We start from the raw sequence: 13470 nt of genomic DNA, 5'->3' as shown, positions 1-13470 counted from the left end.
TGCCCCGGCGCACACCGATGTCCTTGAATTATCCCGGAGGAGCATCCCCATGGTCCACGAGAGTTTTCTGGAACAGGTAGACCGGATGTTCGACAAGGCGGCGGCCCACACCCCGCATCCGCCCGGCCTGTTGAAGCAGATCAAAGTCTGCAACAGCGTCTACCACATGACCTTTCCGTTGAAGCGGGACGACGGCTCGATCGAGACGATCCAGGCGTATCGTGCCGAGCACAGCCACCACAAGCTGCCGGTCAAGGGCGGGATCCGGTATGCGCCTTCGGTCAACGAAGACGAGGTGATGGCGCTGGCGGCGCTGATGACCTACAAATGCGCGATCGTCAACGTGCCGTTCGGGGGGGCGAAAGGCGGTGTCATGATCGACCGGCGCCAGTACTCTGAGGCCGAGATCGAGCGGGTGACGCGCCGTTACACCTACGAGCTGATCCGGAAGAACTTCATCGGTCCGGGCGTGGACGTGCCGGCGCCGGATTATGGCACGGGACCGCGCGAGATGGCCTGGATCCTGGACACGTACAACACCATCGCCAACGACAAACTCGACGCGCTGGCCTGCGTGACGGGCAAGCCCGTCGGGCAGGGCGGCATCCGGGGACGCACCGAGGCCACCGGGCGGGGGGTCTTCTTCGGCATCCGCGAGGCGTGCCGCTTCGCCGGGGACATGGAGGCGCTGGGCCTCGAACCCGGCCTCGAAGGCAAGAAGATCGTGGTGCAGGGGCTGGGCAATGTGGGGTATCACGCGGCCAAATTCGTGCAGGAAGGGGGCGCCGTCCTCGTCGGCCTGGCCGAGTACGAGGGAGCCATCTACAACCCCGGCGGCCTCGACGTCGACGCCGTGATGGCCCACCGCAGGGAAACCGGCTCGATCCTCGACTATCCCGGCGCGGAAAATCTCCCGCGCAGCGCCGATGCCCTCGAACTGCCGTGCGACATCCTGATCCCGGCCGCTCTCGAAGGGCAGATCACCCGCGAGAACGCCCGGAACATCCAGGCGAAGATCATTGCGGAGGCGGCCAACGGTCCGGTCACCGCCGATGCCGACACGATCCTGCTCGAACGCGGCGTCTTCATCATCCCCGATGTGTACCTGAACGCCGGCGGCGTGACGGTGTCTTATTTCGAGTGGCTGCGCAACCTCTCGCACGTGCGCTTCGGGCGGATGAGCCGCCGCTTCGAGGAGAGCATGCACCAGCAGCTCTTGCGGGCCGTCGAGGAGGCGACGGGGAAGAAGTTCTCGCCGGAGACCGTTGCCCGGATCGCCCACGGGGCCTCCGAAGAGGACCTGGTCAATTCGGGGCTGGAGGAGACGATGATCGAGGCCTACAACGAGATCCGCGAGATCGCTCGACGGCACGACGTGGACCTGCGCACGGCCGCGTTCATCAACGCCATCAACAAGGTGGCCGTCTCGTACCTGGAGATGGGTATTTTCCCTTGAGATCGGAACCGCTTTCGGCAGCTCAGACGTGGGTGATCCGGGGTTGCGGTACCACGACCGGGACGTGTCGCTCCGCCTCGGCATAGCACGTCTCGGTCTCGGCCAGGCGAACGCGCACGGTGTGCACGCCGCGTTCCCTCAGGTACGGGCCGTGGGCCGTGCAGAGGTGATCGGCCACGTAGCGGCACAGGTTCTCGGCGGTCGTGTCGAAGGGCAGCAGGGCATGTTTCCAGCCCGTACGGCGCACCACGTCGTGGAGCTCGTCGTCCGTTTCGGCCACCAGGATGGCGTGGTCCCACGCGTCGATGAGGGGGGCCATCATCTGCTTGAGCGCCTGGAAGTCGACCAGCATGCCGCGGGTGTCCGGTTCGCCGTCGAGTTCGACGGTCAGGCGGTAGGAGTGGCCGTGGAGGTTCCGGCAAAGTCCTTCGTGCCAGGGCAGGCGGTGGGCGCCTTCCCAGCGAAACTGCTTGGCGACTTTCATGGCTGCTGGGGAAGGGGCGGTGGTTCCGGGGGGCGGGGGGGCAGGGAATCGAGCCGCTGGTGGGCGTTCATCTTCGCTTCGTAGGCTTCGAAGTACCGTTCGAGGTGGTCTTCATAGTTCCGGAGCGTTTCCTCGAGCCGGGCCGGATCCTGCCCGTGTGCCAGTCCGGTTGCGAGGCTGTCCGCGAAGGCCAACACCGGCTGGAGGGCTTGTTGCACGGCCTGGTGGACCGAGTCGCGCTGCGCGGGAGGAAGGTAGCCCAGGGCTTCCAGGCGTTTCAGGGTGGTCATGAGGGCGAGCGTGCCGGTCATCGAGGCGTTGCGGAGTCGTACTTCACCGTGCCGGGCGGTCTGGGGGGATGCGGTAGCGTGGGGTTGCACGCCGCCCGGTGTTGCTACGGCCGCGGATGTTCCGGGGGACGGCCCGGCGCGGTGCATCAGCTTCTTGTGCAGGCCTTCCATGACCAGGCGCTCCGCCTCGGTGCGTGCCCGCTGTGCCTGTAGGGCGTCGGCGAGGTGTTTCTCCCATCGCACCCGCCTGCCTTCTTCGAGCGCACGCACGGCGGCCAGGAAGCGTTCCCGCTCGGCCCGGGTGAGCCTGGCCGGCACGTCCTCATCGATGACGACCCGCAGGCCCCCGTCGAAGTGGAACTGGATATGCCCGGCCAGCTTCTCGTGCAGCGCCGGGTCCTCCGAGAGCAGGCTGCGCAGCCGCGTCTCGAAAGCCAGCACCTCCCCGATGCGGCGGCCCACGTCGGCCATGGAGGGGGCGGGCGACGGTGTCGAGGGGGCGGGGGCTGCCGGCGGTGTGGCCGGCACGGCATCGGGCACGGAGGCCAGGGCCGGCTCCAGCACGAGCCGCACTTCTTCCGGTGTCAGCTTCGCGCCGCTGCTGCTGAGGTTGAGCACGTTGGCCGCCACGTATTCGACCTGCACCGGGGTCACCTCCCGTTGCAGGACCTGCTTCTTGAACTGGTCGAACAGGCGGGCGACCGTGCCCCGGTGGTTTTCACTTCCCTCGACCATCGCCACCAGCCGGGAGCCGATCAGATCCAGCGAGGAGGCCAACAGCCGCTCGCGGTGCTGGTTGTAGACGAGGTAGGCTGCCATGGCGACCACGATGAGGGCCACGATCAGCCCGTATTCACGCCAGAGGTTTCGCATGGTGGGTTTCTCTCCCTGAAATGTGCCGAGAAAGGTCCTGCGCGCGGGGCGCAGGACGTCGCCGGGCACCCGCTCGCGCGAAACGACAGCCCCACGAGTCCTTCATACCGGTTCCGTTCGCCCGGGGCCCTGTGGGGCGCGGTAAAGCCCTAACGCCACCAGCCAGGCACACGATCGGACGAAACCTTACCGCGCGGTCCGCACGATGCGGCCGGACACGCGGCCTCATCTTGAAACGGTATGAAACGTGCTTTTCGTATGACTTCCTGAACTGGATCTCCTACGATGCGCACCTCGCCAGGATTCGCCGGCGGGGGACCGGTACCAGTGAGAGAAAGATCGGCCTGTGGCGTGACGACGCTGTGTCATGCCCGGATCGCCGCCGGCCGCCCTTGCAGGCGGGATGACAGCTTCTTCCACGAGCCGGTCGAGCAGCCAGAGGATGCTGTGCACCGCCGCGTGGCGGAGGCTCGCCACGTTCGGGTCGATCCGGATGTTCGTCCCGGCGAGACGGAACATCGAGAAATCGTCTCAAAACAAAAAAGCCGGACCGAAGGCCCGGCTCTGTATGCGGAGAGGGAGGCTCTCGAACCCGGCAAACAAGGGCAAACAACGACGGACGACAAAACACAGTTTTTGAGGGCGTTAGAGCCGATTTCTTTGTGCAACCCTGTGCGTCGTTGTGCGTCAAAGTCTGGAAAAACCTTGCGGAATACTTGCGGAGGCCTTGCGATGGCTGCGAAATACTACCTGGACCGGCCCGGCCCTGACGGCCGCTGCACCGTACGTCTGGCCCTGCTGCGGGGGCGACAGCAGAAGTGGATCAACCTGCCCTTGCGTGTGGCGCCGCGGGACTGGAACAAGCGCCGGGGGCGCCTTCGCGCATCGGCTCCCGGTGCCGTCGAGGTCAACGCCCGGCTCGAACGCATCCAGCACCGGGCCGAGGCCCTGCTGCTCGACGGCCTGCCGCTCGACGACGTGGCCGGCGCGATCCGGGAGGACCTGGGCCTTCAAGGGGCGACGCACGACCTGATGGGGCTGTTCGAGGAGTGGCTGGAGGTGAAGGCCGTCCGCGTCCGCCCGTCGAGCCTGGAGGTGCTGCGGCGCATCCGCCTTCACCTGGAGGCGTTCCTGCCGCGTGGGGCCACCGTGGCCGTGGTGGATCGCGCCTTCCTCGAACGCTATCAAGCCTTTCTCGCACAGCACGCGGGCCTGTCGCACGCGACGGCCAACCGCCACGTGAGTTACACGAAAAACTTCCTCAAGTGGCTGCACGGGCGCGGGCTGATCCCGGAGGTCCCGGAGGTTGCGCCGCTGCCGGAGAGCCGCCGCGACGCTGTGTTCCTGACGCCGCACGAGATCAAGGCGATCGAGGGCGCCGACCTGTCGGACCTGCCCGAGGGTTACGAGCGGGCCCGCTTCCTGCTGCTGCTGGCCTGCTACACCGGCCTTCGCGTCTCAGACCTGAAGGAGGGCATGAAGCCTCCGGCGTGGGGGACGATCGACCTGGAGGAAGGCGTCTGGCTGCTGCGGGAGCACAAAACCAACGTCTTTCACCGCTGGCCGCTGGTGTCGCCCGCCCGGCGGATGCTACGGGAGCGCCGGGAGGCGGGCGCCCGCACGCCCGTGCCGCGCATCAGTGAGCAGCGGGCCAACCGGTACCTGAAGGAGGTGGCCCGCCTTGCCGGGATCGAGGCGCCCGTCCGCCTGCCCGGCGGCGAGACGCGGCCGAAGTGGCAGGTGCTGAGTCTGCACAGCGGCCGGAGAAGCTTCATCACCACGGTGGTTCACGAGGCCGGCACCGGGGCCCTGCTGGGATTGACGCACGCCGACCTGGACACGCTGCAACGCTACGTCGGGAGTTGGGACGACGCCCGCCGCCGCCGCATCGAGGCGGCTTTCAGGGGGATGTGAGATTATGGATGCACTTCCTTTTTCTTTAGCGGTGGCGGAATGCCGCATACTGAGCTTTCTGTCTCTGCGCGAGGGCGTGCTGTGGCTTGGCCCGGACTCGCCCGAAGGAACTGTGGGGCAGCGGGGAGAAGCACCCTTCCTCTGGGGGGTGCACATAAACCGAGGGGAAGCGCATATCATCATGCAAGAGCCCTTCCGCTGGGGAGCGACGGTAGAACTCGACGGCTACGGCCAAATGGACGAGGTTGTGCAGCAACAGGCCCGCGCCGGTCTTGCCTCAGTCTCGGAACTGGTTCGACAATTGGAGGAACAAGTGGTCTTTCAGCTAGAACTAGTGCTGTGTCAAGTTATAATTGACGGGTATAGCCGCTTCAACTTCACCCGCGCATCCGCCGTCGTGAACTGCCAGTCTACACCCCGCTGCTTTGCGTTGCGCGCCTCGTACCAGGCGGCGATCTCGCCCTCTAACTGCGATGCATTGCCGATGCGGCGACAGAGACCCTGACGAACCAGCACCGAAAGCTCGATCTCGGCCATGTTCAACCACGAACCATGCACCGGCGTCGAGACTATCTCCAACTTGCGCACGATGCGCCGGGCGCGCTCGGCGTCGAAGACCTCGTAGAGCGCCGAGGCGGTGTGCGCGGAGAGGTTGTCCTGAACCAGCGTGATCGTCTCGGCGTCTGGATAGAGGTCTTCGACGAGGTGGGCCACCACACGAGCCCAGGTCAAACGGTCCTGACGCTCCTTGACGAGCACCTTCCGGAAGCCGCCCAGGGGCTCGCAGAGCATATAGAGCGTGCGGGTCCCTTCGCGTTTGTACTCGTAATCCACGTGCCGCACCCCGTCGGCACGCGTGAAGGGCTGTCGCACCTCGCTGATGAGTTGCTTGCGCGCTTCGTCGAGGCACACAACCGGTCGGAGCGGGTCGTAGGGCCGGGCGTAGACATCGAGCACTTGCTCCATCTGGCAGACGAAGGCGGCATCGGCCTGAGGAATTACCCACGACTTAACGCGCCAGGGCTTGAGTTCGTTTTTTTAAGCAACTGCCGCACGCTCTCATGCGAGATCGATTCGACGTAACCGAGTTCGATCATACGGTCAGCCAGAAGGCGGAGCGACCACCGGGCAAAGCCTTCCGGCGGCTCTGAACAGCGCAGGGCCACCAGATGAGCCTCGACCTGCCCGTCGAAGATCTTCTCTTTAACCGGTTCGCGTTTTTTGCCGTAGAGAGCCACCTCGAAGCCTTCTTCGACGAAGCGCCGACGTAAGCGCTCGACGGTTCGGACACTGACGTTGTAGCTTTCGGCGATGCGTTCATCGGTCCAGGCCGGTGCGCCCTGGCTCTGGTCTGCTTTGAGCAGCATGAAGGCTCGTTTGACCGGCGGGACACCTTTTGAACGCCGCTCAATGAGGTCATCGAGGTGCTGGCGTTCACTGTCATTGAGCGTGACGCAGTATTTTTTGGCCATGGCAGGAAGTGGCTTCAGGAGTGAGCGACTGTTGAAGCTACTATCCTACCCGGCAGATGATCCTTGACGCAGCACTAGCTTTTGAAATCTTTAAGGACCTACACCTAAAACTCGCTTGCGGAAAGTATGACACGCTGCCGACGGCTCGGGCGGTGTTGTCGTTGGATCTGGATATAGGGACTCCCCTTCCGTTTTCGTGCGATGGTGCCATACCCGAGGAGTTGGTGGGGCCGATCCGGAGAACCCTTTTAATGGCAGGTTTTGCCGGCTTTACCGTCCGCTACTATGTGAAGGCGAACCGCGCCGTTAGGGAACTGGTCTGGCCCAGCGGACAGCCGCCCATTGAGATGCTGCGCCCGGGGCGCCCCTCGCTGTCTGAGGAAGAGGTGATCAAGACGTTGCGGGCCGTACGTGAGGCCATAGCGGGGGCTGGAAATGAGACGGGGATGGAAGGGGCCCTGACTACAGCGGCCGAGGCGCTGGCGCTGTCGAGAAGCGGGCTGGAGTCGCGCCTGTCCGAAATCTTCCGCCGCATCGGTGCCTACTACTCACGCCGGACTCTGTCTGAAGACCTGCTCCGTGAAGTGGAGCGCTGCTTCTCCCAAAAATCCGGATAACGTTTTTCAGAAAAACGGAGATGCCCAGCAGCGGTTTTTGACGCGAAACCGCGAACCAAACCGCTGCTGCGATGAAAAAGCCCAACGCTTCGGACCGGCTCCTCACGGTCCGTGAGGTCCTCGACATCCTCCGCATCGGGAGGACGACGCTCCACCAGCTGCGCCGCCGGGGCGTGATCGAGGCCGTCCACATCGGCCGCGCCGTGCGCTTCCGCGCCAGCGACATCGAGCGCCTGATCGAGCACGGCGCGGAGGTGGAGCGATGAGCGCCCGCATCTACCCGGCGGTGCCGCCCATGCTGCCGCCGGAGCGCCGCCGATGGACGCGTGACGCGTCCAGATGCCGGTTTGAGCCGCTGACGGCCGAGGACCTGGCCCGCGCCCGCGCCTACGTGGCCCGCATCCTCGCCCGTGAGATCAAGCGCCGCCGGCTGACGGCGGGGAGGGTGCCGGCATGAGCACGACGCACACCAACGGCGCCGTGCCCGCCCTGGGCCGCGCCGCCCTGGCCTACGCGGAGCGCCTGGGCTGGCCCGTCCTGCCCTGCGAGCCGGGCGGCAAAGCGCCCCTGGGGCCGCTGGTGCCGCACGGGCTGCGAGACGCCACGACCGACCCGGAGACGATCCGGCGGTGGTGGCAGGATCGCCCGAACGCCAACGTGGCCGTGCTGCCGCCGCCGGGCATCCTGGTGCTCGATCTCGACGAGCCGCGCCTGGCCACCGAGCTACTGGGTGAGTACCCGGCCCTGCGCCACGCACCGCGCCAGCAGACGCCGCGGGGCGGCTGCCACATCGTCGCCAGCGTCCCGGAGGACCTGCACCTGCCGACCCGCGCCGGGGCCCTGCCGGGGCTCGACCTGCGAGGTATGGGGAGGGCCTACGTCGTGGCCGCGCCGAGCCGGACCGAGCAGGGAGCATACCGGTGGATCGTCCGCCCGCGTCCCGGTGAGCCGCCGCCCGCCTGCCCGCCGGCGCTGCTGGAGCGCCTGGGAGCCGCCCGCCGCCGGCCCGAGCGTACGACGCCCGCGGCCGGGAGCGAGGACGAGACGATCCCGGCGGGGCGGCGTAACGCCACATTGGCCGCGCACGCGGGCGCCCTGCGACGCCAGGGGCTGGGGCAGGAGGCCATCGAGGCCGCCCTGCTGGGGATCAACGCCCGCGCCTGCCGCCCGCCGCTCGACGAGGAGGAGGTGATCCGTATCGCCCGCTCTGTGGTCCGCTACGAGCCTGAGACGACCGTCTCCGCGATCCTGGCCGAGGTCGTCAAAAACCTGCCGCGCCCTGACGACGTGGCCGCCTGCCTGCCGCCCGAGACGCCGCCTGAGCCGCCTGAGCGCCCGCAGGAGCCGCGATCTCCCGAGGTCCTGCCCGACGTGCGGCACCTGCTGCCGCCGCCGCTGCGGGCCGCCCTGGACGACCTGCGGACCGAGGGCGAGCGAGCCGCCTTCCTGACGGCCGCCCTGGCCGTCGCATCGGCCGCCCTGGGCCGCGTCTCGATCCTCTACGGAGGGCGGGAGCATACGCCCGCCCTGATGACCCTGGTCGTCGGCCCGGCCGGGGCGGGCAAGGGCGGTGCCACGCTGGCCGCCCGCCTGCTCGACGACATCGACGAGCGCCTGCGCCGGGCGAGCGAGGAGGCCCGCGCCGACTGGGAGCGCCGCCGCCGGGAGGCGTCGGAGACGGGCGAAGACCCGCCGCCCGAGCCGCCCATGCAGTACGTCGTCGCCAGCGAGAGCACGAGCGAGGCCGCCCTGACGCGGGCCCTGGCCGACAACCCGGACGGGGTGCTGCTCTTCTCCAGCGAGGCCGACTCCCTGACGGCCGCCCTGCGCCAGGAGTGGGGGGCGTTCTCGCACCTGCTCCGCAAAGGGTTCCACCACGAGCCGCACCGCCGGGAGACGCGATCCGGTGGCCTGATCGTCTGCGAGCGCGTGGTGCTGAGCCTGGCCCTGGCCGGCACGCCCGCACAGCTGGATCGCCTGATCGAGGGGGGCGTCGAGAACGGCCTGTACTCCCGTTTCCTGATCGCCACGATCCACGATCCGCCGCGCTGGGTGTCGCAGCGTCCGCGGCCGGGCGACGAGCGCCTGCGGGCCGCCCTGGAGGCCCTGCGGGGGTGTCTCACCGAGGTATGGGAGGCCCTGAGGACGCGGGACATGCCGCTCCGGCTCGACCTGACGCCGGATATGTGGGACAAGCTGGACGACGCCTTCGAGGACCTGCACGGCCGCGTCGTCGAGGCCGCCGCCCGCGGACAGGCTCCCGACGCGCTGGCCGCCGTCGTCAAACGCGCCGCCCTGAGCACGGTACGGATCGCCGCCGTGCTGACCTGCATCGAGGCGCCGGCGCGGGGCGTCCGCCTGGACCGGGCCGACCGCATCGAGGCGGCGCCGGAGGCGTTCGAGGCGGCCCTGACGCTGGGGCTGAGCTACGCCCGCCAGACGCTGGCGCTGGCGAGCCGCGCCCTGCGTGAGACGCTGGAGGCGGACGACGTAGTCCGCCGGGCCCTGGCCGTGCTGGAGACGCTGCCCGAGACGTTCGAGACGAGCGACTACGAGGCTGCCGCCGTGGCCGCCGGTGTCACCGACCGGACGGCCCGCCGGTGGCTGGAGCGCCTGGAGGCCGAGGGGCTCCTGCACTCGCCACGCCGGGGCGTCTACGAGCGCCACGAGCGGCCCGCCGCGCTGTGATGTCCGCCGTGTCCGTAATGTCCGTAACGTCCGTAAACGTTTACATTGTATGTGCAAGATATGTGCGTTAAGGACATTAAGGACATTAAGGACATTGCGGACACGGTGTCCTAACCCTGATCGGGAGGTGTGACATGGAACTGACACAGGCCCTTGACGAGGCTCGACGGCGGGGCGTGCGGCTCTGGGCCACGCCGGGCGGCCGCGTCTACTACGACCCGGCCGACCGCCTGCCGCCCGACGTGCTGGCGGCCCTGCGACGACACCGCGACCTGCTCCGGGACCGCCTGCTGCTGGACCGCATCCTGACCTTCATGGCGGACGCCGTGCCGGAGGGTGCGGACCCCGAGCGCTGGCGGGCCTGCATCGAGCCGCTCTCCTACTTCGACGACGCCTTCGGCGGCAACCTGGAGGAGGGCTTCCTGTGCGCCTGGTTCTGGTACGCCAGCGTCTACCTGCCGCGCCGGCCGTTCGACCTGGAGGGCTGGGGGCGTGTCGAGGAGCCCGTCGAGTTTTACCACAGCATCGCGGAGGTCCTGCGGGAGGCCGACCGTGGGCAGAGTCTGGACGTGGCCTTCGACCTGGTGCGCGAGCTGCACCGGGCTTACGGCCGGGAGACGATGGAGGCCCTGAGCCGCCGCTACCTGCAAACGGAGGAGTCCGATGTTTGAGCGACACCGCTCGAAGCACAAGCGGGGTGGCCCTGTGCCGCCCTACGTCCGCAAGATGCTCGAGATGATCCGGCGCGGCGAACTGCTCGTTGGCCCGGGACTCTGGGACGTGGTGGTCCGCCATGACCACGGCTGCCCTGCCCTGCGGGGCGGGCGCTGCCGCTGTGACCCGGACATCACCCTGGAGGGGGGACTGTCGAGAAACTGACGCGCAAGTTGGTGCAAGTTGTTACACTTAGGCCGGAGCAACTCGAAATGCCTGAAAAATCGTGGAAACGCACCGAACGCGCCGTGGCCGCCCGCCTGAATGGCCGCCGCGTGCCCGTCACCGGCCGCGCCCGTGGCGACGCGCCCGACGTGGCGCACGCCTGGCTGAGTATCGAGATCAAGCACCGGAGCCGCCTGCCCGCCTGGATCGAGGATGCCATGCGCCAGGCCGAGGCCGCCGCACGGGAGGATCAACTACCCGTCGCCGTCCTGCACGAGCGGGGGCGACGGCACGACGAGGACCTGGTGGTAATGCGACTGGCCGACTTCAAGGCGTGGGTCGGGAGCGGATAACGCGACTAATTTCACACAGCGTGGCCGGGATTTCTGGGATTAATGGAGCCAGCGGGAGCGCAAAAATGGCCTACTCACGACGAGCACAAAACCTGCGACGTTGCCGCCACGTGTACCCGGAGGGCCACCCGCGGGCCGGGGAGCAATGCCGCGCCTGGGCCATGTGGGGGCACCCGGAGCAGCTATGCGCCGGCCACGGGGGGCACACACGCGGCAAGCACCGACCCTTCACCCGCTACGACTTCGTGACGGTGCCCGTGTGCCGCTGTGCGGCCCACGACTGGCCGCACCGTCCCGGCGGTGGCCGTTGCCGGTGGCCGGACCCGCCGGAGGGCCACACGGAGACGCCGCCGCCCGTGGAGGTGATCCGCCGGAGGAGCCGCCCGTGGGTGGTGACTGTTTGCACGCATACCCGCTAACATGCCACACATGCCACGCTAAAATGGCCCGTGAGGTGCGACGTCAAAAAAACCCTCTTGTCCAATCCCGTTCCATGCCTCCAGGAGGCGCCGCACGGGCGCCGACAAGCGCCGCGCCGTGATGAAGTTGCTCCAGGACGAGGAGTGGTGCCGGTGGAGTGACCGGGAGATCGCACGGAGGTGCAGGGTGAGTCACTCCACCGTCATTCGGTTGAGGTCCTCACTGGAACATTGTTCCAGTGACACCACCCGGCGCCTCTACCAGGACAAGCATGGCAACGTCTCGGTGATGGAGACGCGGCGCATCGGTGGTGGGTCTGCCGCCGGCGAGGTGGCCGGGGAGGCTATCGAGCTGCTGCGGGCGACGCCGGTGGCGGACGACCCGGCACAGAAGTAAAACGGGCCGCCCTGGCTGGTGCCGGAGCGGCTGGCGGTGACTGTTTGCACGCAAACATTGGGAGCCGTGGACCTGCTGAAATGCCACACATGCCACGCTAAAAGGCCCGTGAGATGCCGGGTGAGGGACTGACGCCCGACGAGGTGCGCCGGGGCCTGCGGGCCCGGGTGCGGACACGGTGACGCGGACGGGGCGTCTGCGTATATTGTGTTCCCTCCTGCCCTGCCGTGTCCCTACCGGGACCGGGCGGCCACCCGTAGGCGGGGCATGGGTTGAGGATCGGGCACCTTCGCTTGTGTCGGAGGTGCCCGTTTTTTAATTGCTTGCTGATGGAAAAAAATTATCACTTGCTATTGACAAGAGTATATCAATTGCTTATATTACCATCAGTCAACGGGGCGGTGGCCGCCGCCCGATCCTCAACCCAAAACAAGGAGGTTTGCCATGACACGCACCGAGGTCCTTCAGACGATCCGCCGCCACGCGGGCGAGTTACTGGTCGTCCACTTCACCAAGCGCACCGACGGCACGCATCGCCGTATGGTGTGCATCTTCAACCCGGAGGCCGCCGAGCGTGAGCGGTTTCGCTTCAACCCGGCCGCCCGCGGGCTCTGCCCGGTCTGGGACGTGGAGAAGGGCGGGCGCCGCTTCGTCAACCTGGACGGCGTCGAGAGCATCCGGGTTATGAAGGGCCGTGTAAAACGGCCTACGCGCCCGCGCCCGCGCAACTGGACGCGGAACGCGTCCTACCGGGCTCCGATGCCGCGCAACCCGCGCACGCCGCGCATCGAGCACGTGGAGCCGCTGACGTGGGAGGAAGCCCGCATCGAGGCGCACCAGTTGTTTTAACGACACGGGGCGGCCGGTCTCCCGGCCGCCCCTTCACCTTAACCCGTGAGGTATGCCATGAAAGACGCTGAACGGCTTAAGCTGCTCATGCAAGACGCCATCGGAGAGTTGCTGCTCGACGTGAAGAAGGTCCGGGTCATCCTGCACGATGCTGAGGACGTCCTGTTTCAGAATCTGACGTTCGGGGGGAAGATGAAGCCGGAGGAGGCCGAGACCGATCCGGTTCACCTGCGCATCTGGGCCGCAATCGACCTGCTGAAGCTGATCGAGACGCGTTGCCTGGAGACGAAGGCCCGTGCGGCCGGGGAAGATGCCTGACGACAGCGGGGCGGCCGGTCCTCCCGGCCGCCCCTTCACCTTAACCCGTAACGACGATGCCCAAGAAGAAGCCTACCATCCTTGACGAGGCCGGCCTGCACGCGCTGGCCCGCGAAGCCTTTGAGCGTACCGGACTGACGCAACGAGAGGCGGCCGAGCGCCTGGGTGTTACGCAGGGGGCCGTGAGCCAGGCCCTGCGTAACGCGGGCGGGCGGTACGTGGCTCTGCAATGCCGCATCGTGGCGCTGGCCGGCTGGCGGTGTGAGGGCCCGCGCTGGCTGGTGTACCGGTAGGGGGGTAAAATCTCTGCGACCTGGCCGTGGGGACCGGCGCGGGGGCACTACGTACACGCATCCACATCAAGGGGGGGTGGGGGTATGCCCGCAGAGACGCAAAAACGGCCGCCCTGGCTGGTGCCGGAGCGGCCGTTTTGCAGGTAAAAACCTTGCGGATACCTTGCG

General features: G+C 67.4%; 16 protein-coding genes. 13 read left to right on the top strand and 3 right to left on the bottom strand.

Annotated elements, in window-relative coordinates; all coding sequences use genetic code 11:
• Nucleotides 1-49: 49 nt before the first annotated feature.
• Nucleotides 50-1456 (top strand): Glu/Leu/Phe/Val family dehydrogenase, encoded by a 1407-nt coding sequence (locus GQ464_RS08730; RefSeq protein WP_166981572.1) that lies wholly within the window; start codon nt 50-52, stop codon nt 1454-1456.
• Between the two features lie 22 nt (nt 1457-1478).
• On the opposite strand, the gene GQ464_RS08725 is transcribed toward GQ464_RS08730, so the two are convergent.
• The gene (locus GQ464_RS08725; RefSeq protein ID WP_166981575.1) at nt 1479-1940 is read right to left on the bottom strand and encodes a 6-pyruvoyl trahydropterin synthase family protein; all 462 of its coding nucleotides are present in this window, start codon (nt 1938-1940) and stop codon (nt 1479-1481) included.
• A complete protein-coding gene (locus GQ464_RS08720) occupies nt 1937-3103 on the bottom strand; it encodes a hypothetical protein (RefSeq protein WP_166981578.1) in 1167 nt (388 codons plus the stop codon). Before GQ464_RS08720 ends, GQ464_RS08725 begins: the two co-directional genes overlap by 4 nt.
• Before the next feature lie 732 nt (nt 3104-3835).
• On the opposite strand from GQ464_RS08720, the gene GQ464_RS08715 reads away from it, so the two are divergent.
• The gene (locus tag GQ464_RS08715) at nt 3836-5017 is read left to right on the top strand and encodes a tyrosine-type recombinase/integrase (protein ID WP_166981581.1); all 1182 of its coding nucleotides are present in this window, start codon (nt 3836-3838) and stop codon (nt 5015-5017) included.
• A 342-nt stretch (nt 5018-5359) separates the two neighbouring features.
• Here the strand turns inward: GQ464_RS08715 and GQ464_RS08710 are convergent.
• Nucleotides 5360-6489 (bottom strand): IS630 family transposase gene (locus tag GQ464_RS08710; RefSeq protein ID WP_228350172.1). Its coding sequence is split into 2 segments (ribosomal slippage): nt 5360-6057 and nt 6057-6489, totalling 1131 coding nucleotides; the frame shifts between segments, so codons are not numbered across the junction.
• A 56-nt stretch (nt 6490-6545) separates the two neighbouring features.
• Between GQ464_RS08710 and GQ464_RS08705 the strand changes: the two genes are divergently transcribed.
• The 11 genes from GQ464_RS08705 to GQ464_RS08655 all read left to right on the top strand — a co-directional run bounded on the left by GQ464_RS08705 (nt 6546) and on the right by GQ464_RS08655 (nt 13302).
• The gene (locus tag GQ464_RS08705; protein WP_166978801.1) at nt 6546-7106 is read left to right on the top strand and encodes a hypothetical protein; all 561 of its coding nucleotides are present in this window, start codon (nt 6546-6548) and stop codon (nt 7104-7106) included.
• Nucleotides 7107-7177: 71 nt separating this feature from the next.
• A complete protein-coding gene (locus GQ464_RS08700) occupies nt 7178-7372 on the top strand; it encodes a helix-turn-helix domain-containing protein (protein WP_166978799.1) in 195 nt (64 codons plus the stop codon).
• Nucleotides 7369-7563, top strand: coding sequence for a hypothetical protein (locus GQ464_RS08695; protein WP_166978797.1), 195 nt, complete (start codon nt 7369-7371; stop codon nt 7561-7563). The genes GQ464_RS08700 and GQ464_RS08695 overlap by 4 nt, the downstream gene beginning before the upstream one ends.
• Nucleotides 7560-9794 carry a DUF3987 domain-containing protein gene (locus tag GQ464_RS08690; protein WP_166978795.1) on the top strand — a complete coding sequence of 745 codons (2235 nt, stop codon included), beginning with the start codon at nt 7560-7562 and terminating at the stop codon, nt 9792-9794. The genes GQ464_RS08695 and GQ464_RS08690 overlap by 4 nt, the downstream gene beginning before the upstream one ends.
• Nucleotides 9795-9928: 134 nt before the next feature.
• On the top strand, nt 9929-10465 hold the full coding sequence (locus tag GQ464_RS08685) for a hypothetical protein (RefSeq protein ID WP_166978793.1): 537 nt from the start codon (nt 9929-9931) through the stop codon (nt 10463-10465).
• A complete protein-coding gene (locus GQ464_RS08680; RefSeq protein WP_166978791.1) occupies nt 10458-10673 on the top strand; it encodes a hypothetical protein in 216 nt (71 codons plus the stop codon). The genes GQ464_RS08685 and GQ464_RS08680 overlap by 8 nt, the downstream gene beginning before the upstream one ends.
• Before the next feature lie 47 nt (nt 10674-10720).
• A complete protein-coding gene (locus GQ464_RS08675) occupies nt 10721-11026 on the top strand; it encodes a hypothetical protein (protein ID WP_166978789.1) in 306 nt (101 codons plus the stop codon).
• A gap of 540 nt (nt 11027-11566) precedes the next feature.
• Nucleotides 11567-11842, top strand: a complete 276-nt coding sequence (locus GQ464_RS08670; RefSeq protein ID WP_166978787.1) for a hypothetical protein — start codon at nt 11567-11569, stop codon at nt 11840-11842.
• Nucleotides 11843-12286: 444 nt separating this feature from the next.
• The gene (locus GQ464_RS08665) at nt 12287-12691 is read left to right on the top strand and encodes a hypothetical protein (RefSeq protein WP_166978785.1); all 405 of its coding nucleotides are present in this window, start codon (nt 12287-12289) and stop codon (nt 12689-12691) included.
• A 57-nt stretch (nt 12692-12748) separates the two neighbouring features.
• Entirely contained in the window at nt 12749-13009 is a 261-nt protein-coding gene (locus GQ464_RS08660; protein WP_166978783.1) for a hypothetical protein, read from the top strand.
• A gap of 56 nt (nt 13010-13065) precedes the next feature.
• Nucleotides 13066-13302: a sigma factor-like helix-turn-helix DNA-binding protein gene (locus tag GQ464_RS08655; RefSeq protein WP_166978781.1), complete on the top strand. Its 237-nt coding sequence runs from the start codon at nt 13066-13068 to the stop codon at nt 13300-13302.
• The last annotated feature ends 168 nt before the right edge of the window (nt 13303-13470 follow it).

This window comes from Rhodocaloribacter litoris (assembly GCF_011682235.2).
Taxonomy (GTDB): domain Bacteria; phylum Bacteroidota; class Rhodothermia; order Rhodothermales; family ISCAR-4553; genus Rhodocaloribacter; species Rhodocaloribacter litoris.
The sequence above is the reverse complement of the archived record's forward strand: the minus strand, read 5'-3'. Positions and strand labels throughout refer to the sequence as shown.

What these genes read in the sequence shown, in the direction of transcription:
- GQ464_RS08725 (WP_166981575.1), bottom strand. Translation starts at nt 1,940, where the DNA reads ATGAAAGTCGCCAAGCAGTTTCGCTGGGAAGGCGCCCACCGCCTGCCC.
- GQ464_RS08670 (WP_166978787.1), top strand. Translation starts at nt 11,567, where the DNA reads ATGAAGTTGCTCCAGGACGAGGAGTGGTGCCGGTGGAGTGACCGGGAG.
- GQ464_RS08730 (WP_166981572.1), top strand. Translation starts at nt 50, where the DNA reads ATGGTCCACGAGAGTTTTCTGGAACAGGTAGACCGGATGTTCGACAAG.
- GQ464_RS08700 (WP_166978799.1), top strand. Translation starts at nt 7,178, where the DNA reads ATGAAAAAGCCCAACGCTTCGGACCGGCTCCTCACGGTCCGTGAGGTC.
- GQ464_RS08665 (WP_166978785.1), top strand. Translation starts at nt 12,287, where the DNA reads ATGACACGCACCGAGGTCCTTCAGACGATCCGCCGCCACGCGGGCGAG.
- GQ464_RS08715 (WP_166981581.1), top strand. Translation starts at nt 3,836, where the DNA reads ATGGCTGCGAAATACTACCTGGACCGGCCCGGCCCTGACGGCCGCTGC.
- GQ464_RS08680 (WP_166978791.1), top strand. Translation starts at nt 10,458, where the DNA reads ATGTTTGAGCGACACCGCTCGAAGCACAAGCGGGGTGGCCCTGTGCCG.
- GQ464_RS08660 (WP_166978783.1), top strand. Translation starts at nt 12,749, where the DNA reads ATGAAAGACGCTGAACGGCTTAAGCTGCTCATGCAAGACGCCATCGGA.
- GQ464_RS08705 (WP_166978801.1), top strand. Translation starts at nt 6,546, where the DNA reads ATGATCCTTGACGCAGCACTAGCTTTTGAAATCTTTAAGGACCTACAC.
- GQ464_RS08690 (WP_166978795.1), top strand. Translation starts at nt 7,560, where the DNA reads ATGAGCACGACGCACACCAACGGCGCCGTGCCCGCCCTGGGCCGCGCC.
- GQ464_RS08685 (WP_166978793.1), top strand. Translation starts at nt 9,929, where the DNA reads ATGGAACTGACACAGGCCCTTGACGAGGCTCGACGGCGGGGCGTGCGG.
- GQ464_RS08655 (WP_166978781.1), top strand. Translation starts at nt 13,066, where the DNA reads ATGCCCAAGAAGAAGCCTACCATCCTTGACGAGGCCGGCCTGCACGCG.
- GQ464_RS08675 (WP_166978789.1), top strand. Translation starts at nt 10,721, where the DNA reads ATGCCTGAAAAATCGTGGAAACGCACCGAACGCGCCGTGGCCGCCCGC.
- GQ464_RS08695 (WP_166978797.1), top strand. Translation starts at nt 7,369, where the DNA reads ATGAGCGCCCGCATCTACCCGGCGGTGCCGCCCATGCTGCCGCCGGAG.
- GQ464_RS08720 (WP_166981578.1), bottom strand. Translation starts at nt 3,103, where the DNA reads ATGCGAAACCTCTGGCGTGAATACGGGCTGATCGTGGCCCTCATCGTG.